Source organism: Actinacidiphila sp. bgisy145 (genome assembly GCF_057708125.1).
Map to the genome: position 1 here is coordinate 194976 of NZ_JBYIRL010000003.1, position 21208 is coordinate 216183.

Annotated in this window: 15 protein-coding genes and 1 pseudogene; 7 read left to right on the forward strand and 9 right to left on the reverse strand. The window is 69.5% G+C overall.

Translation table 11 applies throughout. The features are described 5' to 3' along the window. Window positions 1-37: 37 nt before the first annotated feature. Together AC3ERT_RS04640 and AC3ERT_RS04645 are read left to right on the forward strand one after the other, a co-directional pair. On the forward strand, window positions 38-8386 hold the full coding sequence (locus tag AC3ERT_RS04640; protein WP_435172792.1) for a ricin-type beta-trefoil lectin domain protein: 8349 nt from the start codon (window positions 38-40) through the stop codon (window positions 8384-8386). A gap of 9 nt (window positions 8387-8395) precedes the next feature. Further along, window positions 8396-8695 carry a hypothetical protein gene (locus AC3ERT_RS04645; RefSeq protein WP_435172793.1) on the forward strand — a complete coding sequence of 100 codons (300 nt, stop codon included), beginning with the start codon at window positions 8396-8398 and terminating at the stop codon, window positions 8693-8695. A gap of 171 nt (window positions 8696-8866) precedes the next feature. Here the strand turns inward: AC3ERT_RS04645 and AC3ERT_RS04650 are convergent. Next, window positions 8867-9730, reverse strand: a pseudogene (locus AC3ERT_RS04650) (tyrosine-type recombinase/integrase); the annotation flags it as partial. Window positions 9731-10043: 313 nt separating this feature from the next. Between AC3ERT_RS04650 and AC3ERT_RS04655 the strand changes: the two are divergent. Then, window positions 10044-10364 (forward strand): hypothetical protein, encoded by a 321-nt coding sequence (locus tag AC3ERT_RS04655; protein ID WP_435172794.1) that lies wholly within the window; start codon window positions 10044-10046, stop codon window positions 10362-10364. 474 nt (window positions 10365-10838) lie between these two features. Here the strand turns inward: AC3ERT_RS04655 and AC3ERT_RS04660 are convergent, their stop codons facing one another. The 3 genes from AC3ERT_RS04660 to AC3ERT_RS04670 form a co-directional block, all read right to left on the reverse strand. After that, complete coding sequence (locus tag AC3ERT_RS04660) at window positions 10839-11207, reverse strand: hypothetical protein (protein WP_435124672.1); 369 nt, start codon at window positions 11205-11207, stop codon at window positions 10839-10841. A gap of 28 nt (window positions 11208-11235) precedes the next feature. Next, window positions 11236-11457, reverse strand: a complete 222-nt coding sequence (locus AC3ERT_RS04665) for a DUF397 domain-containing protein (RefSeq protein WP_435172796.1) — start codon at window positions 11455-11457, stop codon at window positions 11236-11238. A gap of 70 nt (window positions 11458-11527) precedes the next feature. Next, complete coding sequence (locus tag AC3ERT_RS04670) at window positions 11528-13183, reverse strand: fumarate hydratase (protein ID WP_435172798.1); 1656 nt, start codon at window positions 13181-13183, stop codon at window positions 11528-11530. Between the two features lie 217 nt (window positions 13184-13400). On the opposite strand from AC3ERT_RS04670, the gene AC3ERT_RS04675 reads away from it, so the two are divergent. Both AC3ERT_RS04675 and AC3ERT_RS04680 read left to right on the forward strand, forming a co-directional pair. After that, on the forward strand, window positions 13401-14117 hold the full coding sequence (locus AC3ERT_RS04675) for a DUF1707 SHOCT-like domain-containing protein (protein WP_435172860.1): 717 nt from the start codon (window positions 13401-13403) through the stop codon (window positions 14115-14117). A 257-nt stretch (window positions 14118-14374) separates the two neighbouring features. Beyond that, on the forward strand, window positions 14375-14728 hold the full coding sequence (locus AC3ERT_RS04680) for a WhiB family transcriptional regulator (protein ID WP_435124665.1): 354 nt from the start codon (window positions 14375-14377) through the stop codon (window positions 14726-14728). Between the two features lie 83 nt (window positions 14729-14811). Here AC3ERT_RS04680 and AC3ERT_RS04685 read toward each other — a convergent pair whose 3' ends face one another. Together AC3ERT_RS04685 and glpX are read right to left on the reverse strand one after the other, a co-directional pair. Then, window positions 14812-16263 carry a hypothetical protein gene (locus AC3ERT_RS04685; RefSeq protein WP_435172799.1) on the reverse strand — a complete coding sequence of 484 codons (1452 nt, stop codon included), beginning with the start codon at window positions 16261-16263 and terminating at the stop codon, window positions 14812-14814. A 238-nt stretch (window positions 16264-16501) separates the two neighbouring features. Then, the gene (glpX, locus tag AC3ERT_RS04690; protein ID WP_335980733.1) at window positions 16502-17533 is read right to left on the reverse strand and encodes a class II fructose-bisphosphatase; all 1032 of its coding nucleotides are present in this window, start codon (window positions 17531-17533) and stop codon (window positions 16502-16504) included. A 160-nt stretch (window positions 17534-17693) separates the two neighbouring features. On the opposite strand from glpX, the gene AC3ERT_RS04695 reads away from it, so the two are divergent. After that, complete coding sequence (locus AC3ERT_RS04695) at window positions 17694-18230, forward strand: DUF4245 domain-containing protein (RefSeq protein WP_435124659.1); 537 nt, start codon at window positions 17694-17696, stop codon at window positions 18228-18230. A 35-nt stretch (window positions 18231-18265) separates the two neighbouring features. Here the strand turns inward: AC3ERT_RS04695 and AC3ERT_RS04700 are convergent, their stop codons facing one another. Genes AC3ERT_RS04700 through xseA form a run of 3 tightly spaced genes read right to left on the reverse strand, consistent with a single transcriptional unit; the run spans window position 18266 to window position 20142 of the window. Then, window positions 18266-18508, reverse strand: a complete 243-nt coding sequence (locus AC3ERT_RS04700) for an exodeoxyribonuclease VII small subunit (protein WP_435172801.1) — start codon at window positions 18506-18508, stop codon at window positions 18266-18268. A gap of 36 nt (window positions 18509-18544) precedes the next feature. Beyond that, window positions 18545-18886, reverse strand: a complete 342-nt coding sequence (locus tag AC3ERT_RS04705) for a cupin domain-containing protein (protein ID WP_335980727.1) — start codon at window positions 18884-18886, stop codon at window positions 18545-18547. Continuing rightward, window positions 18883-20142 carry an exodeoxyribonuclease VII large subunit gene (gene xseA / locus AC3ERT_RS04710; RefSeq protein ID WP_435172803.1) on the reverse strand — a complete coding sequence of 420 codons (1260 nt, stop codon included), beginning with the start codon at window positions 20140-20142 and terminating at the stop codon, window positions 18883-18885. The genes AC3ERT_RS04705 and xseA overlap by 4 nt, the downstream gene beginning before the upstream one ends. Before the next feature lie 59 nt (window positions 20143-20201). On the opposite strand from xseA, the gene AC3ERT_RS04715 reads away from it, so the two are divergent. Then, window positions 20202-21197: a 4-hydroxy-3-methylbut-2-enyl diphosphate reductase gene (locus AC3ERT_RS04715; RefSeq protein WP_335980723.1), complete on the forward strand. Its 996-nt coding sequence runs from the start codon at window positions 20202-20204 to the stop codon at window positions 21195-21197. The last annotated feature ends 11 nt before the right edge of the window (window positions 21198-21208 follow it).

Sequence of the window (21208 nt, forward strand, 5' to 3'; positions counted from 1 at the left end):
CCGCAGTTGGATGCGGTCGTTGACCTGTGCCGTGGTCATGGCCGTGATCACGGCGCTGCTGGTTCCGGAGGCGTTCGCGCAGGGCTCGACAGCCTGGTCGCCGGACTTCAAGGGTGAGCTTTGGAATCCTGAGACGCTTGCCGCCACGCCGTCGCCGGGAGGCCATCGACTGACGGCGGCCCAGGCGGTCAAGGTGCCCGCCACGAAGGCGCTGACACCGTACAAGGCGTCAAAACCGTCCTGGGCCGCTGCGGGAAGCGCGACCGTCGCACTGACCCCGTCCGCGGCGGCCAGCACAGCCAAACCGGTACGTGCTGGTTCGCTCCCGGTATGGGTCGCGCGTGCAGCCAAGACCAAGAGCAGCCACGCGGCCACTGCTGCCTCGTCGGTACGGGTGCAACTCGCCTCCCACGCCGCGGCGGTGCAGTTCGGAGCCAATGGCATGCTGCTCGGTCTCACCCGGGCTGACGGCAAGTCGGGCGCGGACCACGTCAAGGTGGTCATCGACTACTCCTCCCTGACCAAGGCATATGGCGGCGGCTACGGCGCACGCCTCCAGGTGCGTCAGGTGCCTGCCTGCGCGCTGACGACTCCGCAGGCCGCCGCTTGCCAGCAGCAGACACCGATCGCTTTCACCAACCGCGCCGGGTCGGCCGAGCTGACCGCGGACGTGTCGCTCAGCGCCTCGTCCGCCGCAAGCACAGCAGACGGCACCCAGAGCAAGGCCACGAGCTCGACCACCGCGACCGGGGCCGCCACCGCGCTCGTGGTCACGTCCGGCAGCAGCGGGTCGCAGGGCAACTACGCGGCCACCTCGCTGACCCCGTCGAGTACGTGGCGGGCCTCCGCGACCGGAGCCTTCACCTACTCGTACCCGATCGACGTGCCGGCGGCGGTCGGCGGCAGCGCCCCTGATGTGGCGCTGTCGTACGACTCGCAGTCCACTGACGGTGAGACCTCAGCCCGCAACTCGCAGTCCTCGTGGATCGGTGACGGCTGGGACTACCAGCCGGGCTTCGTCGAGCGCACGTACCGTCCGTGCGGCAGCCTTCTGGACGGCAGCGGAAACAAGATCCTCAAGGGCTCGGGCGACGAGTGCTGGGGCGGGGACAACGCCACCATCTCCTTCGGCTCGCACTCGGGCGTTCTGGTGCCCGACAGCAAGGATTCGAGCGTCGCGGGCGAGGTGGCGCAGTGGCGGCTCCAGGGCGACGACGGCACCGTGGTGCAGGAGCTGTCCGGAGCGGCGAACGGCCTCCAGGACGGCCTGTACTACCGGGTCCTGACGACCGACGGGACGGCCGCGTACTTCGGCGCCGACCACAGCCCCACAGCGGCCGGGACCGCGGGCAAGCCGCAGTCGGGCACACCGTCTGACGATTCCACCCAGTCGGCGTGGGGCGTCCCGGTCCTGCATCCCCAGTCGTCCGACCCGTGCTACGACTCCGCCAAGGGCAAGGCGTCCAAGTGCGCCGATCCCGAGGGCTGGCGGTGGAACCTCGACTTCGTCGTCTCGCCCTCCGGATTCGTCCAGCGCTACGACTACTCCGCGGAGAAGAACTACTACGACCTGGGCGGCGGCCAGGCGGCCACCGGCGACACCGGCACGCTCACGTCGTACACCCGTGGCGGCACGCTGAAGTCGATCAGCTACGGCTACACCCTTGCCGACGAGCAGGCCGACCGTACGCCGTCGGCGCAGGTGGACTTCGCCTCGGCGCAGCGCTGCCAGGCCACCTCGTCGTACACGAAGTGCGCCGCTGGTGACCTCACGGACTCCTCGGCCCCGCACTGGCCCGACGTGCCGTACGACCTCCACTGCGACGCCACCGACACCACGAAGATTCCGGACGGCTCGACCACGGTGCCGGCTGACGTGTGCATCATCGCGGGCCCCACCTTCTGGAGCACCACCCGGCTCGACACCATCACGACCGAGGTCCATGTCAAGGACTCCTCGACCGACAAGCTCCTGCCGGTCGACAGCTACCAGCTCGGCCAGGTCTACTCCGACGCCGGCGGCGCGGTCGACCCGGTCACCGGCGCCAGCGTGGACCCGAAGGACGCGGGATCGCTCCAGGCCGTGATGTGGCTCCAGTCGATCCAGCACACCGGCAAGGACACGTACGGCAACGGCAACAGCGCCATCTCACTCAACGAGATCTCGTTCACCGGCACCGAGATCGACAACCGGGTCAACGACTTCGAGCCGGCGGCGCCACCATTGTACCGACCCCGGATCTCGTCCATCCAGACCGAGACCGGCGAGTCCATTGCGGTGGACTACAACGAGACGCCCTGTGCCGGAAAGTCGCTGTCGGCATCGATGGCGGACTCCAACACCAACTCCTGCTACCCGGTCTACTGGACCGTCCCCGGTGCGTCCAAGCCGATCGAGGACTGGTTCAACAAGGTCACGGTCCACCAGGTCACGGCGTCCGACCTCACCATCGCCGCACAGTACAAGCCTGACGCGCAGAAGATCCCGGCCGGTTCCGAGGCGCAGGTCACCACGTACGGCTACGGCGACGCGGCGTGGCACCGCGACGACTCCGACCTGACGGACGACCAGTACCGCACCTGGGACCAGTTCCGCGGCTTCCACACCGTCACCGTCAAGACGGGTGCGGCACCCGAACCGGTGACCCAGCAGACCACCACGTACCTCCAGGGGATGGACGGGGACTACAAGGCCGACGGCACCCGCCGCTCGGTCAGCGTCACCGCCCAGGTGGGCGGCAGCACAGTCCAGACCGTCACCGACTCCGACGCACTCGCCGGGACCCCGCTGGAGACCGACACCTACACCAAGGCCGGCGGCACCGTCGACGCCGAGACCGTCAACGGCCCGTTCTCCCTCACCACCACGGCCACTCACAGCAGGACCGCCTGGACGTCCTGGACCCAGGACGACAACCCCGGCGACAGCGAACCTGCCCTCTCCACGCTGCCCGCACTGACCGCACACCGGACCACCGGTACCGAGACACGCGGGTACACGCTCCTCGCGAGCGGCAAGTGGCGCCAGTCACGGACCGACACCTCTTACGACACCCAAGGCCGACCTGTCAGCGTCGACGCACAAGGGGACGTGTCCGACGCGACTCAGGAGACGTGCGCGACCACCACGTACGCCACCGCACCCGACAGCAACACCCTGATGCTGTCCTACCCGGACCAGGTCACCTCGCACGCGGGTCCGTGCTCAGACGCGGTGAGTTCCGGCAACATCATCTCGGACACGCAGACCTACTACAACGGCACCCTGTCGTCGCTGGGCACGTTCGGCACCGTCTCACCGACCGGCGAGCCGACTGCCGTCCGGACCGCCACCTCCTACTCCGGCGGCACCGAGCAGTGGCAGACCACCACCAGCACCGCCTACGACGGCGCGGGCCGTGTCACCGACGCGGTGGACGCCAACGGGCAGAAGACGCATACCGACTTCACCCCTGCCTGGAGCAGTTCCGGCGGCAACACCGCACCGACCGAGACCGAGACGTACAACAGCAAGCAGTGGAAGGTCACCACCGACTTCGACCCGCTGCGGGGAGAGACGACCAAGAGCACTGACCCGAACGGGCGGGTCACCGAAACGACGTACGACGCTCTCGGCCGTCGCACCGCGGTCTGGCTGCCCGGTCGCGACAAGGCGACCCAGACCGCCGACATGACGTACACCTACTCGATCGACCCCGGCGCCGTGGCCGCGCCCGGCGGCACCATCACCCACCCCGGCGACCCGACGTCGGTGACCACCAAAACGCGTCGTGACGACGACTCGTACGCGACGTCCGTCACCATCTACGACGGGATGCTCCAGCCCCGCCAGACCCAGCAAGAGTCGGTGGCGGACGACGGCAGCGTCATCTCGGACTCCTTCTACGACTCCCACGGCTGGGCCACAGCTTCGTACGCTGCCTACTCCGAGCCGGACACCCCGCCGTCCTCCACACTGTTCGCCGCGAACGAGAACACGATCCCGTCCGAGACCACCACGGACTACGACGGCCAGGGCCGGGTGGTCGGCAGCACCCTGTGGCACAACGCGATCAAGCAGTGGTCGACCACCACGACCTACCCGGGCATGGACGAGACGGACAGCACGGCTCCTGCCGGTGGGCCGTCCACCGCGACGTTCACCAACGGCCTGGGCCAGACCACGAGCACGGTCGTCAAGAACACCGCGAAGGACGTCACCCTCACCGGCGGCCAGCTCATTCCGTCCGGCACGTCGCTCACCAGCGACAGCGTGCGGCTGACGATGCAAGCCGACGGCGACCTCGTCCTCACCTCGCTCACCACCGGCACGCAGATCTGGCACAGCGGCACCTCCGGCAACCCCGGCGCCTATGCCAAGTTCGGGACGGACGGCAACCTCGGGGTCTACACGACGACGGGCACCTCGAAGTGGAGCACCGGCCTGGCGGCCACCACCGGCGCCACCTTCAAGGTCCGCAACGACTCCACGGTGGCCGTGGTAGCGAGCAACGGCACCACGGCGCTGTGGACCCAGGGCACCGCCGGAGCCGTCCCCGCGGCCGACTCCACCACGCGCTACACCTACACCCCGGCCGGTCAGGTCTCCTCCGTCAAGGACACGGGCGGCAACACCTGGTCGTACCAGTACAACCTGCTGGGCCAGGAGACCAAGCAGACCGACCCGGACGCCGGCACCAGCACGTACGACAAGTACGACGTGATGGGCAACCTGCTCCAGAGCACCGACCCGCGCGGCCAGGTCCTCTCCTACGCCTACGACTGGGACAACCGCGTCACCGCCACCTACTCCGGCGCGTGGTCGGCGACACCCGACCCGTCCAAGCAGCAGGCGTCGTACGTCTACGACACGCTGGCCAAGGGCTACCCGACGTCCTCCACCCGCTACGTCGACGGCGCGTCCGGCAAGGCGTACACGCAGGCCGTCACCGGATACAACACTGCCTACCAGCCGCTGGGCAGCACGCTGACCGTCCCCGCAGCGGACGGATTCCCCGCGGCCGGCCAGGCCAGCGCGCCGACCAGCGGCAGCGTCACCTACACCGAATCCGCCAAGTACACGAGCGGCATCGGACTGCTCGACAGCGTCGATTACCAGGCCGACGGAGGGCTCCCCGGCGAGACGGTGGGCTACGTCTACAACCTGGCTGGGGACCTCGACAAGATCGGCGGGTTCATTTCCAACGCGAACACCCCCGACTACCTGGACAACACCGTCCACGACCCCTTCGGCCGGGTCCAGCAGAGCAACTACGGCGTGCCGGGCAAGGAGCTCGTCACCACCGCCTCGTATGACCAGACCACCGGCCGGGTCATCCAGAACAGTACTTTCACCCAGCCGTCGACGACTGCTCTCGACGTCTACAGCTACCGCTACAACCAGGCCGGTGAGATCACCGCGTCCGACGACCTCCAGAACAACACCACGCACGACACGCAGTGCTTCAGCTACGACGCCTTCCAACGGCTGACCGCCGCCTGGACCGACACCGCTGGCATCACCGACCCGACGGCCGCGACGGTGGGCGCGGTCGGCGGCTGCACCTCCTCCTCCGTCCAGACCACCGCGACCACCTCGGTCAAGACGACCACGGTCGGCGGCCCGGCGCCGTACTGGCAGACCTACACCTACGACCTGCTCGGCGACCGCACCGGCATGGTGAACCACGACACCACCGGCAACGCGCTCAACGACACCACCCAGACCACCACTTACGCCGGGGCCAACGGTTCCACCGCCGCGTCGCTGCCCAACCAGGCCGGCGTCACCACCACCAGCAACCCCACGGTCGGCACCGCCACCCAGACGCCGTCCTACGCCGATCCGGCCGCCGTACCCGCGGGCACGAACGCGGGCGACACCGTCTCGCGCAAGGAGACCACCACCGGCCCGCTCGTCACCGGATTCGCGCTCACCGGCGGCGTCAAGTACTGCATCGACGACGCCAACGCCAACACCTCGCCCGGCGCCGTCATCCGCACCTACACCTGCAACAACTCCGCCGCCCAACAATGGGCGTTCGGGACCGACGGCACCGTGAAGGTGCTGGGCATGTGCCTGGACACCACCGGCAACGCCACCAAGGCCGGCACCGTCGTCACGCTCGACACGTGCAGCAGCGACGCCACCCAGAAGTGGAAGGTCACCGCCTCGGGCACGATCGTCAGCGTCGCGAACTCCGCGATGTGCGTGACCGACCCGGGCGGCTCTTCCACCCTGCGCACCGCGCTCACTCTGGCGACCTGCGGCAGCGCCGGCCAGAAGTGGACCACCATCGGCACCGGAACGGACGCGCTGCCGCCCGGCCAGACCCAGACCCTCACCTACGACGCCGAGGGCCGCACCGCGACGGTCTCGACGCCGTCCGGTACGAGCACGAACACCAGCAGCTACCTGTATGACGCCGACGGCAATCTGCTGGAGCAGACCTCGGCCGTCAACGGGGTCGACAAGACCCGCGTCCTCTACCTCTTCGGCGGCGCCGAGCAGATCACCCTGAACGTCGCCGCCAAGACCTGCACGGCCCTGCGCAACTACACCGGGCCCGACGGCACCACCATCACCCGGTCCAGCACCGGCACGGTGACCTACCAGATCGCCAACCTCCAGGGCACCGCCACCACCGCGATCGACGCGGACTCGCTGGCGGTGACCCGCCGCTACTACGACCCGTACGGCAACCCGCGCGGCACCACACCGGCGAGTTGGATCTCCGCCGACGAGAACCACGGCTTCCTCGGCCAACCCACCGACTCCACTTCCGGGTTGGATCTCCTCGGCGCCCGCGACTACGACCCCCTCACCGGCCGCTTCCTCACCCCCGATCCCATCTTCGAAGCCGGCGACCCCAACCAGATGGGCGGCTACACCTACGCCGGCGACAACCCCGCCAGCGGCAGCGACCCCACCGGGCTGGTGAACATGCCGACGGCCGGCGCCGGAGGCGGCTCCGCAATGGGTGCCGGCATGTCCAGCGGCGGCGGTGCCGGCTCGGGCGGCTCCACGGGCGCGACCACAGCGACGGAGTCCGGGTCAGGCTCGGGGACGGCGACCCAAACAGGATGGAAGCACTGGGTCGGAAAGGGACTTGATTACACAGGGTTCGGTGTCGGAGCGGCATTGACCGGCATTGCATTGGGATCCTGCGAAGACATCACTGTCCTCATAGGCACCCCAGAATGCATGGCCGCTGGAGGAGCGGCTCTCAGTTGGGACTGCGGTGCCTTCCTGCACGGGGATTGCGGCCCTGGCTTCGGGGACGATTCCGCCACCACGGAGGAGTCGGAGGATGCCGGTCCTGGACTGTCCGAGGATTCGCCGCATGGCTCTTACCGGCCAGTTCCCGAGGAAGGTTCTTCGGACTCAGGCGATCCGAGCTTGATGGACCCCGACAGATGGTACGAGGACGGCTCGGACACCCCGAGCAAGCCCGCCAGCGGCACACATGAGAAACCGCAGCCCGAGCACGACTCCCACGGGTCAGGAACCGACGACGCCCACAGCTCCGGATCGAAGGACGCACCCAGCAGCGCGTCCGAAGGCGCCCACGACGACGCCGCCAGCAGCAGCGGTGGAAAGTGCAGCTTCTCGCCGGACACCCCCGTGCTGCTGGCGAAGGGCAAGACCAAGCCGATCGGGAAGATCAAGAAGGGCGACGAGGTCGAGTCCGCGGACCCGACGACCGGCAAGCACAAGGGCCCACGTGAGGTCGAGGCGGTCTGGATCAACCACGACAAGGACCTCCTTGACGTGACGATCGAGGGCAGCGACGGCAAGGCCGCGACCCTCCACACCACCTCCAACCACCCCTTCTGGGACGACACCACCCACACCTGGGTCCCCGCCGGCAAACTCAAGCCCGGCGACGCCCTCAACACCGCCACCGACACCCACGCCACCGTCCTCAGCACCCACGCGACGCCCGGCACCGCCAACCGCTGGAACCTCACCGTCCAGCAACTCCACACGTACTATGTGCTGGCGGGAGCCACGCCGGTCCTCGTGCATAATACGTGCGGTCCCTCCGGGCCGGACCCCGATGGAAATATCGTTTATCGGGCTCTTGCTCACGGTGAGGATCATTCGGTGGGGCTGACAGCACGTGATCCCAGTAATGCTGGCGTGTCGCCGCTGTCGCACGTCGCTGGAAAAAAGATGACGCCCTGGATATCCACGAGCAAGGATCCGGCCATTGCCTTCGGAAAGTACAATCAAGGAAATGGGGTAGTGGCAATCGACCTGCGTCGCATGCCGTTTAGTTATACGGATATTTCCGATGGGCCTTTCCCGTCAAGTCCGAGGCACAGCGCCTACGCCAGGAAGGATTCTGAGGTGCTAATCTGGCAACATGTGCCAGCAGAAGCGATCGTTGGCTTCTGGCCGTAGGAGGTTGTCTTGGAAGAGTTGCTGGAGCTGCTAGATGCGGCCTGGGATGACGAGTCGGGATTCCTTGGGAAGCTCCGGTCGGGGCAGTTCGATTTGGAGGCTGGAGAGGCATATGTAGCACTGCTTTCGCAGATCCCGAAGCCAGGGGATATGATCAATTCGAGGCTCGTAAAGCTCATCTGGTTCGCTCCGATGTTCATCGAGTGGCAGATGGAAAGGGCTGCGCATGGAGCCGACCAGGCCAGGCAGCTGACTCGTATCGCTACTCAGGTTCACGAAGCAGTGTCAGGCATTCTAGGAACTCCGTGACAATGCTCATCCAGATGAGCCGCAGAATATATCGCGGCGTTAAGTCTCCGGCATCCGTCTGTTTGCGATGAAGGAATCTGCTCTGGTATGCAGAAAGCAGCCCTGCCAGGTTCTCCGGCGGGGCTGTTTTTGTCTCTCGTGGTGTTCTGACGGCAGTAGTTGACGGCAACGTCAGCGGACGGGCGCTGCACGAAGCGGTGGTTCGTCGCCCTCGTCAGGTCGGAAAATGGGCTGGGCGGGATCGCGGAGGGCGTTGCCGAGGAGGTCGATGGCGTCTCGTTGGAGGCGGAGTCGGACGTGGGCGTAGACAGTGGCGGTGGCACCGATGTGGGTGGGGCTGATGAGTTCCTTGATGACAACGAGTTCGACGTCCTGTTCGAGGAGGAGGGTGGCCGCCGAGTGGCGAAGGTCGTGGAACCTGATGCGGCGCAGGGAGGCCCGGCGGAGCAGGGTGTTGAAGTGCCGGGTGAGAGTGGCCCCCTCGATCGGGGAGCCGTCGGGCCGGGTGAAGACGTAGCCACTGGACTTCCAGCCGGTCCCCGCCGTTTCACGTTCCTGGTGTTGCCGGTCGCGGTGCCGTGCGAGCGAGCGAGTGCAGGCACTCGGTGGGCAAGGCAATGCGTCGTTCGGAGCTCTGGGTCTTGGTGGGCAGCGCGGTCAGGCCGGCGGTGTTGGTGCGTTGGAGGGTGCGGAGGATGCTGGCGGTTCCGCCGGCCAGGTCGGTCTTCCCAGCGAAGGCCGAGAAGTTCGCCTTTGCGGAGCGCGCAGGGCGAGTTCGAACAGCGTGCTCAGCCGGTGCCCGTGGGTGGCAGCGAGGAACGCGCGGGCTTCTTCGGCGGTGAGGGGTTCGAATCGGCGGGGACGGGGTGTGCCCATCCGGACGTTGCGGGCCACGTTGCGCAGGATCTCCTCCTGCCGGACGGCGTGCTCCAAAGCAGACTTGAGTACGGAGTGGACGCAGGCCAGCGTCAGCGGGGACAGGCGCTTGGAGCAGCACTTCCCGATGGCACGCCACCGCGACTGGTCGCGAGCGGCCGGCCGGTGTTTACTCTTGGGGAATCCGCGCGGAAGCCGAAGCCTATGCTGCGAATAAGCCGGGTGCGCAGATCTTGTCCTTCTCCATCGGGAACGAGGATCTCGCTGGTTTGAATCTCTGGGATGGTGATGGAAGTCGTGGTTTGGACAACGTAACCCGGCCGACGGCGCGTGGAACGGAACACTACTTCTCGTCCAATATCTTCCATCTACTGAACTCTGGCGAACCGGGATGACTAGCACATACGTCTATCGACTAATCAAGTCCTCATGGGGAATCTGTATTGCGATCACGGCGCGCGTTGAACACCGCATGGCCGTGGAGGGTATGCGGATATCTCCAGAGGAGCATCTCTGGCTGGAATTTCCCCGCCTTTCTACGCTGACGGAATCCGAGGAGGATGAAGTTGCCAAGGGCCTGCGACATGTCTCTCGCGAGATCGCGGAGAAGGCCGGATCTCAGGCTCTGGTGGTAGTAATTGATTCGATCTCGTATGTTGAATCGGATTTTCAGTCGGAGGGACTTTCGGTCGCTATGATTCGATGGGCGGAAGTCGAGTTTGGATTGCAGGTTCATGAGATAGTAGAGAAATTTAGTCGAGAGTCCAATCTTTATATTTTTGAATGGCCTTGATAGCTGATATTGGCCGGGTCGGTGTTTCCCTGTCGGGGGTCAACGTGCTGTTTCGAGAGGCTCGACAGTAGTAGTTGATCGTGGCGTCAGCGGACGGGAGCTGTACAAATTGGCGGATCGTCGGTGTCGGCGATGTCGAGGGCGTGGCCGAGGAGTTTTTGATGACGACGAGTTCGACGCCCTGCTGCAGGAGCAAAGTCGCGGTCGAGTACCTCAGGTCGTGAAACCGGAACGGCCGCAGTGACGCGTCGCGGAGCAGTGCGTTGAAGTGACGGGGGAGGGTGGCGGGTTCGATGGGGGTGGCTGTCCGGCGGGTCGAGGCGAGGCCGTTGTCCACCCGTTCTGCGTCGGTCGGGCGCTTGTTGGGGGTTTGTTGGCCGCGGTGTGCGAGGAGTGAGGCGATGCGGTCGGCGGGGTGGTGAGGCCGCCGGTATGGGGGCGCGTTGGAGCGGGCTGGCGTTGGGCCGCCGGGGGTCAGTCCTGCCAGTCGAGTTGGGGGGTGGGGATGCCCAGGGTGCGGGCGTGGGTGACTGCTGCGGCGCGGGCCTCGGGGTTGCCGCGGGGGTAGTGGAAGACGCGGTCGGGGAAGACGACGTATGCCTCGGTGGGGGTGTTGAAGTTGGCGTACCAGCCGCCGGTCGGCGCCAGGCAGCGCGACAGGGCGGCTGCCAGGCGCTCGGCGTGGGCCTCCTCGGCCTGGAAGTCGAGGAGGGTCCAGTGGCGGGGCTGGGCGGGTGCGGCGCCGGGCACCTCGATGCGGCGTATCCGGGTGAGGCGTAGGGGCACCTCGTCCAGGACGCTGCCGACCCGCAGGCTTTCCGCGATCAGTACGCCGTCGAGCATGCGGGTCTCTCCTTGCGGGGGATGGCGGTCAGGCAGTGGGGAGTTCGTCGGTGCGGACCGCGGTGATGAAGGAGGTCCAGGCGGCCGGGGTGAAGGTGAGGGTGGGGCCGTGGGGGTCCTTGGAGTCGCGCACGGGCACGGTGCCGTGGGGGGCGAGGGCGGGGGCCCATTCGAGGCAGTTGCCGCCCTCGCCGCTGCTGTAGCTGCTCTTGACCCACGCGGTGCTTCTGGGGCCGGGGATGGTGATCATCTGGCGTACTCCTCCGCGATGCCCCGCCCCCGGGCCCGTCTCGCCCCCGGGACCCCGCGCCAGATCCGGGTCAGGCGCCCGGGCGGACCGGGATGGAGGTGAAGGTGGGGGAGGGGGCCGGGTCCTGGAAGAAGTCGTTGCCCTTGTCGTCCACGACGACGAACGCCGGGAAGTCCTCGACCTCGATCTTCCAGACCGCTTCCATGCCCAGCTCGGCGTACTCCAGGACGTCGACCTTCTTGATGCAGTCCTGCGCCAGCCGCGCCGCAGGTCCCCCGATGGAGCCGAGGTAGAACCCGCCGTGCGCGGCGCACGCGTTGGTGACCTGCTGCGAGCGGTTGCCCTTCGCGAGCATGACGAACGAGCCGCCCGCCGCCTGGAACTGCTCGACATAGGCGTCCATCCGGCCCGCCGTGGTGGGCCCGAAGGACCCGGAGGCGTACCCCTCGGGCGTCTTGGCCGGACCGGCGTAGTACACCGCGTGGTCGCGCAGGTACTGCGGCATCTCCTCGCCCGCGTCCAGCCGCTCCTTGATCTTGGCGTGCGCGATGTCGCGCGCGACGACCAGCGGCCCGGACAGCGACAGCCGGGTCTTGACCGGGTACTTGGTCAGCTCGGCGCGGATCTCGTCCATCGGCCGGTTGAGGTCGATGCGCACCACGTCGTCGTCGAGGTGCTCGTCGGTGGTCTCCGGCAGGAAGCGCGCCGGGTCGGTCTCCAGCTGCTCCAGGAAGACGCCCTCCGCGGTGATCTTCGCCAGCGCCTGCCGGTCGGCCGAGCAGGACACCGCGATCGCCACCGGGCAGGACGCGCCGTGCCGCGGCAGCCGCACCACGCGCACGTCGTGGCAGAAGTACTTCCCGCCGAACTGCGCCCCGATCCCGATCTTCTGGGTCAGCTCGAAGACCTGCTGCTCCAGCTCCTTGTCGCGGAAGCCGTGCCCGGCCGGCGACCCGGACTCCGGCAGCTCGTCCAGGTAGTGCGCCGAGGCGTACTTCGCGGTCTTGAGCGCGAACTCCGCGCTGGTGCCGCCGACCACGATCGCCAGGTGGTAGGGCGGGCAGGCGGCGGTGCCGAGCGAGCGGATCTTCTCCTCCAGGAAGCGCATCATCGACGCCTCGTTGAGGACCGCCTTCGTCTCCTGGTAGAGGAAGGACTTGTTGGCGCTGCCGCCGCCCTTCGCCATGAAGAGGAACTTGTACGCGCCGCCGTCGGTGGCGTACAGCTCGATCTGGGCCGGCAGGTTGGAGCCGGTGTTCTTCTCGTCCCACATGGTCAGCGGCGCCATCTGGGAGTAGCGCAGGTTGAGCTTGGTGTACGCATCGTAGATGCCGCGGGAGAGGGCTTCCTCGTCGCCGCCCTCGGTCAGCACCTGCTGGCCGCGCTTGCCCATCACGATCGCGGTGCCGGTGTCCTGGCACATCGGGAGGACCCCGGCCGCGGCGATGTTCGCGTTCTTCAGCAGGTCCAGAGCCACGAAGCGGTCGTTCGGGCTGGCCTGGGGGTCGTCCAGGATGCGGCGCAGCTGGGCGAGGTGGGTCGGGCGCAGGTAGTGCGAGATGTCGTGCATGGCCTCGGCCGCGAGCCGGCGCAGCGCCTCCGGTTCGACCTTCAGGAAGGTGCGGCCGTCCGCCTCGAAGGTGCTGACTCCCTCGGTGGTGACCAGGCGGTACGACGTGGGGTCCGCACCGAGCGGAAGCAGATCCGTGTACGTGAACTCGGGCATTGCGGCATCCTCACAGGCTGCGTCGACGCTGAAGCGTATTCAGAGTAGATCCCCCCGCGGCGGCCCTTCCCGGGGGGCGCCGGGGCCCGCCCCCTAGGGGAGCGTTCAGGGGTCTTCGGGGTAGTCGCGATCTATCGCGTCTGTGTACCGTGGCGGGGTGGACGAATCGCCGCTCCAGAAGCCCCCACCGCCCGCGGCAGAACCCGCGGCGGCGCCCGTGACCGAGCCCGCGGCGGACCTCGCGCAACCGTCCGCCCAGCCCCCCGTAGAGGCGCCCGCCCAGCCCCCCGCGCCCGCGCAACCCTCCCCCCAGCCACCCGCAGGGACCCTGCGCGCCTCCGACGCCGACCGCGACCGTTTCGCCGACATCCTGCGCGAGGCCCTCGCCGAGGGCCGGCTCGACGCGTCCGAGCACTCCGAGCGGCTGGACCGGGTCTACGCCGCCAAGACGATGGGCGAACTGGAGCCGCTGGTACGGGATCTGCCCGCCGGGAACACGTCCGCCCCCGCCCCCGCCCCCGCGGCCCGTCCGTACGCGGTCGGCCCGACCGGCGAGAACCCCAACCTCGTGGCCGTGCTGAGCGGCGCGGAACGCAAGGGGCGCTGGCGGGTCGGCAGCCGGATCACCGCGGTCGCGGTCATGGGTGGCGTGGAGATCGACCTGACCGAGGCCACCTTCACCGCGCCCGAACTGGTCATCCACTGCACCGCGGTGATGGGCGGCATCAGCATCAGGGTGCCGGAGAACGTCACGTTGCACGGCAGCGGTGTGATCGGCGTCATGGGCGGCGCCGACGTACGCGCCTTCGAGTCGCCCGACCCGCAGGCGCCGTCGGTACGGGTCACCGGCGTCGCGTTCTGGGGCGGGGTCGAGGCCAAGGCCAAGCGCGGCAAGACCGTCGTCGACTGGACGAAGAAGCGGCTCAGCGCCTGACGTGAGCGGGGCGCGCCGGGGCCCGACGGTCGCCCGCGGCGCGCCGGCCGGGCGTCCGATACGGCGTACGCCGGAGCGACGGTCGTACGCGGGAACGAACACGGTGCGCATGAAGTCGCGCACAGCGGGTAGGGGAACGGCACGCCGCCGCACGGCTGCTCGCCCAGCACCGCCCGGGCGCCGGGTGGTGACGGGCAAGCGTGGCAATCCCCCCAGTTCCGCGCCTTGGGGCCCCAAGCCGTCGTCAGGAGTTTCCCGTGCTTCAACCGATCGAGCCCGCCACGGACCCCACGCTCCCGCTCGGACATCCGCGGGATCTCGGTGGTCCCTGGCACTCGGAGGCCGCCTGCCGGAGCGACGAGGCGGGGCTGTTCTTCGCCCCGTCGAAGGAGCCGACGGCGGCCCGGCTGTCGCGTGAGGAGGCCGCCAAGCGGGTCTGCGCGCGCTGCCCGGTGATGCTGGAGTGCCGCGAGCACGCCATCCTCCAGCCGGAGCCGTACGGGGTGTGGGGCGGCATGACCGCGGCCGAGCGCCGGGTGGTACTCGCCCGGCGGCGGCGCCGCGAGGTGGAGCTCCAGCACGCGGCCCCGCCGATCGCCGCCGCGGGCTGAGCCGCGCGGCGGCGATCGGAGGCCGTCAGGACGCCGTCAGGACGCCGCCCGGACGCCGTCGGCCGTCGGGACGTCAGGAGCCGTCAGGACGTCAGCGAGGACCGCAGGTCGCCCATCGGGACGGCGAACACGATCCGCTGCCGCAGTACCGTGCCGCTGGTCGGGTACTCGCCGTTGGGCCCTGCGGCCCATTCGGTCTGCGCCCACACCTGGTCGAGGTCGGCCATGAAGGTCATCCCCTCCGAGTGCTGGGCCCAGGTGTGCTGGGCGCCGGTGCTGCCGCCGGTGGAGGTGGTGGCGTTCGCCGCGGTCTGCGTGCCGCTGCCGGGCAGCGGGACCCGCCACGGGATGCCGTGCACCCCGGGGCTGCCCAGGGAGTCGGCGGTGTACACGACGCGCTCCCCGTCCTCGGTGCGGTTCAGCGTGCCCTGCATGCCGACGATGTCCGTGTCGTACACGTCGATCGGGTCGGCATGGCCGGCGCTGTTCACCGCGATCGGCATGAGGCGGCTGGTCGGCGCGAGCTTGTACCGCCAGATGCGGGACGTCACCCCGGTCAGGCCCGAGCTCACCCACTCGTTGGCGACCAGTGTGTACGGGTTCTGCGACCGGTCCATGGACAGGCCGTCGAAACAGGGCAGCCGGTCGGCGCTGTGGTCGTCGTAGGTGCAGGACGACGTGACGCTGTACGACCCGATGGCCGGCCAGAAGTACTGGTAGCCGTGGGCCGACACCTCGCTGCCGCGGTGCCCGATCCAGGAGGCGTTCGTGGTGGCCCGGTAGATGTGCTTGGTCGAGAACACGTAGATCGCGTTGTGGTGGGCGTCGCCGTCGAGCGATGCGGTGACCAGGAGTTTGTCGCCCCACCACACCATGCCGCCCATGTGTGAGCCGAAGCGCGCGAAGTCGGTGCCGCCGGACGTCGGGATCACCGGCAGCACCCACCGGTAGCCGAACCTGTTCGCCGAGCCCTCGGTGTCGTTGATGACGGCGATGCGGCCCATCGCGGTGGTGTGGGGCGCGCTGGCCCAGCCGGAGAGCAGCACGCGGTCGGTGCCCCACATGCCGTCGGCGTCGGCGTCACCGGACGAGGTCATGCCCTGCGGCGACCAGTTCTGCGTGCCGGCGTCGCCCGCGTCCCAGCAGTAGGCGCTGCCCGTCGCCGGGTCCAGCGGCACGGTGGCCCGCTCGTCGGCGGTGCACGAGGAGCCGCTGACGGCGTGCAGGTGGTGGTTCACCGAGTTCGCGATGGCATCGATGCTGCTGTTGGCGAAGGTGTCGTCCATCGCCTGCTGGCTGGCGTCCGACACGCGGTGCACCGTCAGTTCGAGTTTCGCCGCTGCCGTGGACGAGGCGCGCACCGCCTTGCCCGGCGTCCCCGGCGACGCGCTCGCCGGGCCCGCGCCGGCCAGCGACACGGCGCCCAGCGCCAGGATCGCGGCGCCCGCCGCTGTGACGCGCCCGGCCAACCGCCACCTGCCGGTCCGCTGCCGGCCCGCCCCCGCTGCTCTTCCGTCCCCGCTCGCACGTTTCATCGTCACGCCCCTCCGTCGCGGTCGGTCCGGCGGGCGGATGCACCGCGTCGCGCGTCACAGCGGACTCGCCACGCGAGCGCCCCCCGGCGAGGACGCAACCTACCGCGCCGCGCACCGGCGGTGAAGGGTGCGCAGAACGCGCCCCGCCGCCCCGGGGGGCGCCCGCCCGGCCCGGCGGGAGCGGGGCGGGCGGGCGCCTACCAGCCCGTCAAGGGGGCCGACCGGTGCGCGGGGGGCCTCAGTTCGCGCGGTCGAAGTCGATCGCGCTGTACGCCCGCAGCTTCGACAGCCGGTGCACCGAGTCGATCTGCCGGATCGTGCCGGACTTCGACCGCATCACCAGCGACGAGGTGGTGGCCGTCTCCGCGCGGTAGCGCACGCCGTTCAGCAGTTCGCCGTCGGTGATGCCGGTCGCCACGAAGAACACGTTGTCGCCGCTGACCAGGTCCGCGGTGTGCAGGACGCGGTCGAGGTCGTGGCCCGCGTCCAGTGCCTTGCGCCGCTCGGCGTCGTCCTTGGGCCACAGCCTGCCCTGGATGGTGCCGCCCATGCAGGCCATCGCGCAGGCGGTGATGATGCCCTCCGGGGTGCCGCCGATGCCCAGCAGCAGGTCCACGCCGGTGCCCTCGCGGGCGGCCATGATCGCGCCCGCCACGTCGCCGTCCGCGATGAACTTGATCCGCGCGCCGGTCTCCCGGATCTGCCGGGCCAGTTCGTCGTGGCGCGGCCGGTCGAGCACCACGACCGTCACGTTCTCCACGGCGATGCCCTTCGCCTTCGCCACCCGGCGGATGTTGACCGCCGGCGGCGCCGTGATGTCCACGAACTCGGCCGCCTCCGGGCCCGCCACCAGCTTGTCCATGTAGAAGACCGCCGAGGGGTCGTACATGGTGCCGCGGTCCGCCGCGGCGAGCACCGACACGGCGTTCGGCATGCCCTTGGCGGTCAGCGTGGTGCCGTCCACCGGGTCCACGGCGACGTCGCACTCCGCACCGGTGCCGTCGCCGATCCGCTCGCCGTTGTAGAGCATCGGCGCCTCGTCCTTCTCGCCCTCCCCGATGACGACCACGCCGTTCATCGACACGGTGTGCACGAGGGTGCGCATGGCGCGCACGGCGGCGCCGTCCGCGCCGTTCTTGTCGCCCCGGCCCACCCAGCGGGCCGAGGCCAGCGCGGCGGCCTCCGTGACCCGGACGAGTTCGAGGGCAAGGTTGCGGTCGGGCGCCTCCGGGCTCACTTCGAGTTGCGGAGGCAAGTGCTGTTCGGTCATCACGCGCACCTTTCTGTACGAGGACGGCCGGAAAATGAGGGTAGTGCGACCCTATCGGGTGAACTGCGAATCTGAGCAGGGGGCATGTCACATGAGCGGGCACTGCTTTGCGGGTACCCGGCGGACGGAGCGCAAACGTGGATGAGGGACGATAGGGCGCGTGGCAGCGGACAAGCGTGGTGGCAACAAGACGGTGCGGGACCTGATCCTGTCGATGCTGGTGCTCGGCGTGGCGGTCTACCTGATCTACCTGTTCATTCCGCACGACTCGAAGGCCACCCCGGTGAAGACCGAGAGCGTCGGGTACACCGTGGAGTTGCAGCAGGCCCGCCGGGACGCGCCCTTCCCGGTCGCCGGCCCCACCGGGCTCGGCGCGAAGTGGAACGCGACGTCGGTGACGTACTCCGGCAGCGACCCGAAGAACGTCACCTGGCACGTCGGCTTCGTCGACCCCGACCAGCAGTACGTCGCCCTGGAGCAGACCAACGGCGACCCGGCGGACTTCATCACCCAGGTCACGATCAACGGCCACCGCGACACCGGGCACACGCTGCCCGTCAACGGCGTGGCCTGGCAGCGCTGGACCGGCGGCCGCTACGACGCGCTCGTCCGCGAGCAGGGCGGGGTCACCACGGTGGTGCTCGGCACCGCCCCGACCAGCCGGCTCCAGAGCTTCGCCGCGTCCCTCAAGCCGTAGCCGTAGCCGTACGGCTCTGCCCCCGGCTCGTCCGGCTACTCGGTGCCGGGGCCGTCCGCCTCCTCGGCCTGCTCCTCCGCCGCCAGCGCCGCGTCCAGGCGGGCCCGGGCGCCCTCCAGCCAGCGCCGGCAGACCTTGGCCAGCTCCTCGCCCCGCTCCCACAGCGCGAGCGACTCCTCCAAGGTGGCACCGCCCGCCTCCAGGCGGCGCACCACGTCGATGAGTTCGTCGCGCGCCTGCTCGTAGCCGAGGACGGCGCCGGAATCCTGGTCAGCCATACCCGCAAGCCTAGGGCGTACCTCGGACACCCCCGGTCACGCCGGGGTGCGGATCTCCAGCATCACGCACCCGGTCCGGGTGCGGTACGGGCCGTGCGGCATCCCCGGCGGCCGGGAGGCGTAGGACCCGGCGGTGAAGACCCGGCCGAGCGTGAGGTCCTCCAACTCGCCCTCCAGCAGGTACACCTCCTCGTAGTACGCGTGCCGGATCACGCCGGCGGCCGAGGTGTCCAGCCCCGGCTCCCACCGCGCCAGCCGCGTCTGCTCGACCGCCGGGTCCGCCCCGGCCGACAGCCGCCGCTCGGCCACCCCGGCCGCCCCGGGATCGGCCCGCCACTCCACCCCCGCCACCTCGTAGAACTCCCGCTCGTCCTTCATCCCGTGCCCTCCTCCCCGGCTTCCCCGGCTTCCCGGGCTGCTTCCCCCGCCGCTTCGACCCGTACGGTGAAGTCGCCCTCCGCGACGCGGGCGCGCAGGGGGTCACCCGGGGTGACGTCGGCCGGGGCGCGGACCGCGGTGCCGTCCGAGCGCTGGAGGACGGCGTAGCCGCGGCGCAGGGTGGCGGCGGGGGAGAGGGCGACGACGCGGGCCAGGGTGTGGGTCAGGTCGGCGTCGGCGCGGTCCAGGAGGTGCCCGAGGGTGCGCCGGGCGCGGTCGGTGCGGTCGGCGACCTCCGCCTCGCGCTGCTCGACCATGCGGTAGGGCTGCGCGAGGGCGGGGCGGCTGAGCGCCGCGGCCAGGCCGCGCTCCTCCCGGTCGAGGATGCCGCGCACCACCCGCAGCGCCCGGTCCCGTACAAGCTGGACGCGGGCCAGTTCCTCGCGCACGTCCGGCACGATGCGCTTGGCGGCGTCGGTCGGGGTGGAGGCGCGCAGGTCGGCGACGAGGTCGAGCAGCGGGGTGTCCGGTTCGTGGCCGATCGCGGAGACCACCGGGGTGCCGCAGGAGGCGACCGCCCGGACCAGCCGCTCGTCGGAGAAGGGCAGCAGATCCTCCACGCTGCCGCCGCCGCGGGCCACCACGATGACGTCCACCTCCGGGTGGTCGTCCAGCTGCTGCACGGCCTCGATCACCCGGGGCACCGCGGTGGCGCCCTGCACCGGCACGTTGCGCACCTCGAAGCGGACGGCGGGCCAGCGCAGCCGCGCGTTCTCCCGTACGTCCCGCTCGGCGGCCGACGCCCGCCCGGTGACCAGGCCGATCAGCCCGGGCAGGAAGGGCAGCGGACGCTTGCGGTCGGCCGCGAACAGCCCCTCGGCGGCCAGCGCCTTCTTCAACTGCTCCAGCCGCGCCAGCAGTTCGCCCATCCCGACCGGCCGGATCTCGGCCGCCCGCAGCGACAGGGTGCCCCGCGGCCCGTACCACTCCGGCCGGGCGTGCACCACGACCCGCGCGCCCTCGCCGACCACGTCGGCCACCTGCTCGTACACCGCGCGGTAGCAGGTCACGGAGATCGACGTGTCGTGCGAGGGGTCGCGCAGCGTCAGGAACACCACCCCGGCGCCGGGGCGGCGGGAGAGCTGCGTGATCTGGCCCTCCACCCACACCGCCCCGAGCCGGTCGATCCAGCCGCCGATCAGCCGCGACACCTCGCCGACCGGAATCGGCGCTTCCGCCGAGGTGTTCAGAGCCATGACGGCACCCTAATGCGCCCCGCCGACACCCCGCCCCGCGTCGGGAGCGGCCCCGTACGATGGACGGCATGACCTCTGACTCCGCCCGCCGTGTCCTTCTTGCCGCCCCCCGCGGGTACTGCGCGGGTGTGGACCGCGCCGTCGTCACCGTCGAGAAGGCGCTGGAGCAGTACGGCGCCCCGATCTACGTCCGCAAGCAGATCGTGCACAACAAACACGTGGTCCAGACCCTGGAGAAGAAGGGCGCCGTCTTCGTCGACGAGACGGAGGAGGTGCCGGAGAACGCGATCGTGATCTTCTCCGCCCACGGCGTGGCCCCGGTCGTGCACGAGGAGGCCGCCGAGCGCAGCCTCGCCTCCATCGACGCCACCTGCCCGCTGGTCACCAAGGTGCACAAGGAAGCGGTCCGGTACGCCGGCGAGGACTACGACATCCTGCTCATCGGCCACGAGGGCCACGAAGAGGTCGTCGGCACCATGGGCGAGGCCCCCGAGCGCATGCACCTGGTCGACGGCCCCGCCGACGCGGCGAAGGTCAAGGTGCGCGACGAGTCCAAGGTGGTCTGGCTCTCCCAGACCACGCTGTCGGTCGACGAGACCATGGAGACCGTCGACGCCCTCCAGGAGCGCTTCCCGAAGCTGGTCTCGCCGCCGAGCGACGACATCTGCTACGCCACGCAGAACCGCCAGGTCGCGGTGAAGCAGATCGCCGCCGAGGCCGACCTGGTGATCGTGGTCGGCTCGCGCAACTCCTCCAACTCCATCCGGCTGGTGGAGGTCGCCCTCCAGGCCGGGGCCGGCGCGTCCTACCTGGTGGACTTCGCCGAGGAGTGCGAGGACGCCTGGCTGGAGGGTGTGCGCACCGTCGGCGTCACCTCGGGCGCGTCCGTGCCGGAGGTCCTGGTGGACGGGGTGCTGGAGTGGCTGGCCGCGCGCGGCTTCGACGACGTGTCGGTGGTGACCTCCGCGAAGGAGTCCATCCAGTTCTCCCTGCCCAAGGAACTGCGCCGGGATCTGCGTGCGGAGGCCGCCGAGCGGGCATCGGCCAAGAGGTGAGCGATTCCACC

What these genes read in the sequence shown, in the direction of transcription:
- AC3ERT_RS04640 (WP_435172792.1), top strand. Translation starts at nt 38, where the DNA reads ATGGCCGTGATCACGGCGCTGCTGGTTCCGGAGGCGTTCGCGCAGGGC.
- AC3ERT_RS04655 (WP_435172794.1), top strand. Translation starts at nt 10,044, where the DNA reads ATGGCCGTGGAGGGTATGCGGATATCTCCAGAGGAGCATCTCTGGCTG.
- AC3ERT_RS04660 (WP_435124672.1), bottom strand. Translation starts at nt 11,207, where the DNA reads ATGCTCGACGGCGTACTGATCGCGGAAAGCCTGCGGGTCGGCAGCGTC.
- AC3ERT_RS04665 (WP_435172796.1), bottom strand. Translation starts at nt 11,457, where the DNA reads ATGATCACCATCCCCGGCCCCAGAAGCACCGCGTGGGTCAAGAGCAGC.
- AC3ERT_RS04670 (WP_435172798.1), bottom strand. Translation starts at nt 13,183, where the DNA reads ATGCCCGAGTTCACGTACACGGATCTGCTTCCGCTCGGTGCGGACCCC.
- AC3ERT_RS04685 (WP_435172799.1), bottom strand. Translation starts at nt 16,263, where the DNA reads ATGAAACGTGCGAGCGGGGACGGAAGAGCAGCGGGGGCGGGCCGGCAG.
- glpX (WP_335980733.1), bottom strand. Translation starts at nt 17,533, where the DNA reads ATGACCGAACAGCACTTGCCTCCGCAACTCGAAGTGAGCCCGGAGGCG.
- AC3ERT_RS04700 (WP_435172801.1), bottom strand. Translation starts at nt 18,508, where the DNA reads ATGGCTGACCAGGATTCCGGCGCCGTCCTCGGCTACGAGCAGGCGCGC.
- AC3ERT_RS04705 (WP_335980727.1), bottom strand. Translation starts at nt 18,886, where the DNA reads ATGAAGGACGAGCGGGAGTTCTACGAGGTGGCGGGGGTGGAGTGGCGG.
- xseA (WP_435172803.1), bottom strand. Translation starts at nt 20,142, where the DNA reads ATGGCTCTGAACACCTCGGCGGAAGCGCCGATTCCGGTCGGCGAGGTG.
- AC3ERT_RS04715 (WP_335980723.1), top strand. Translation starts at nt 20,202, where the DNA reads ATGGACGGCATGACCTCTGACTCCGCCCGCCGTGTCCTTCTTGCCGCC.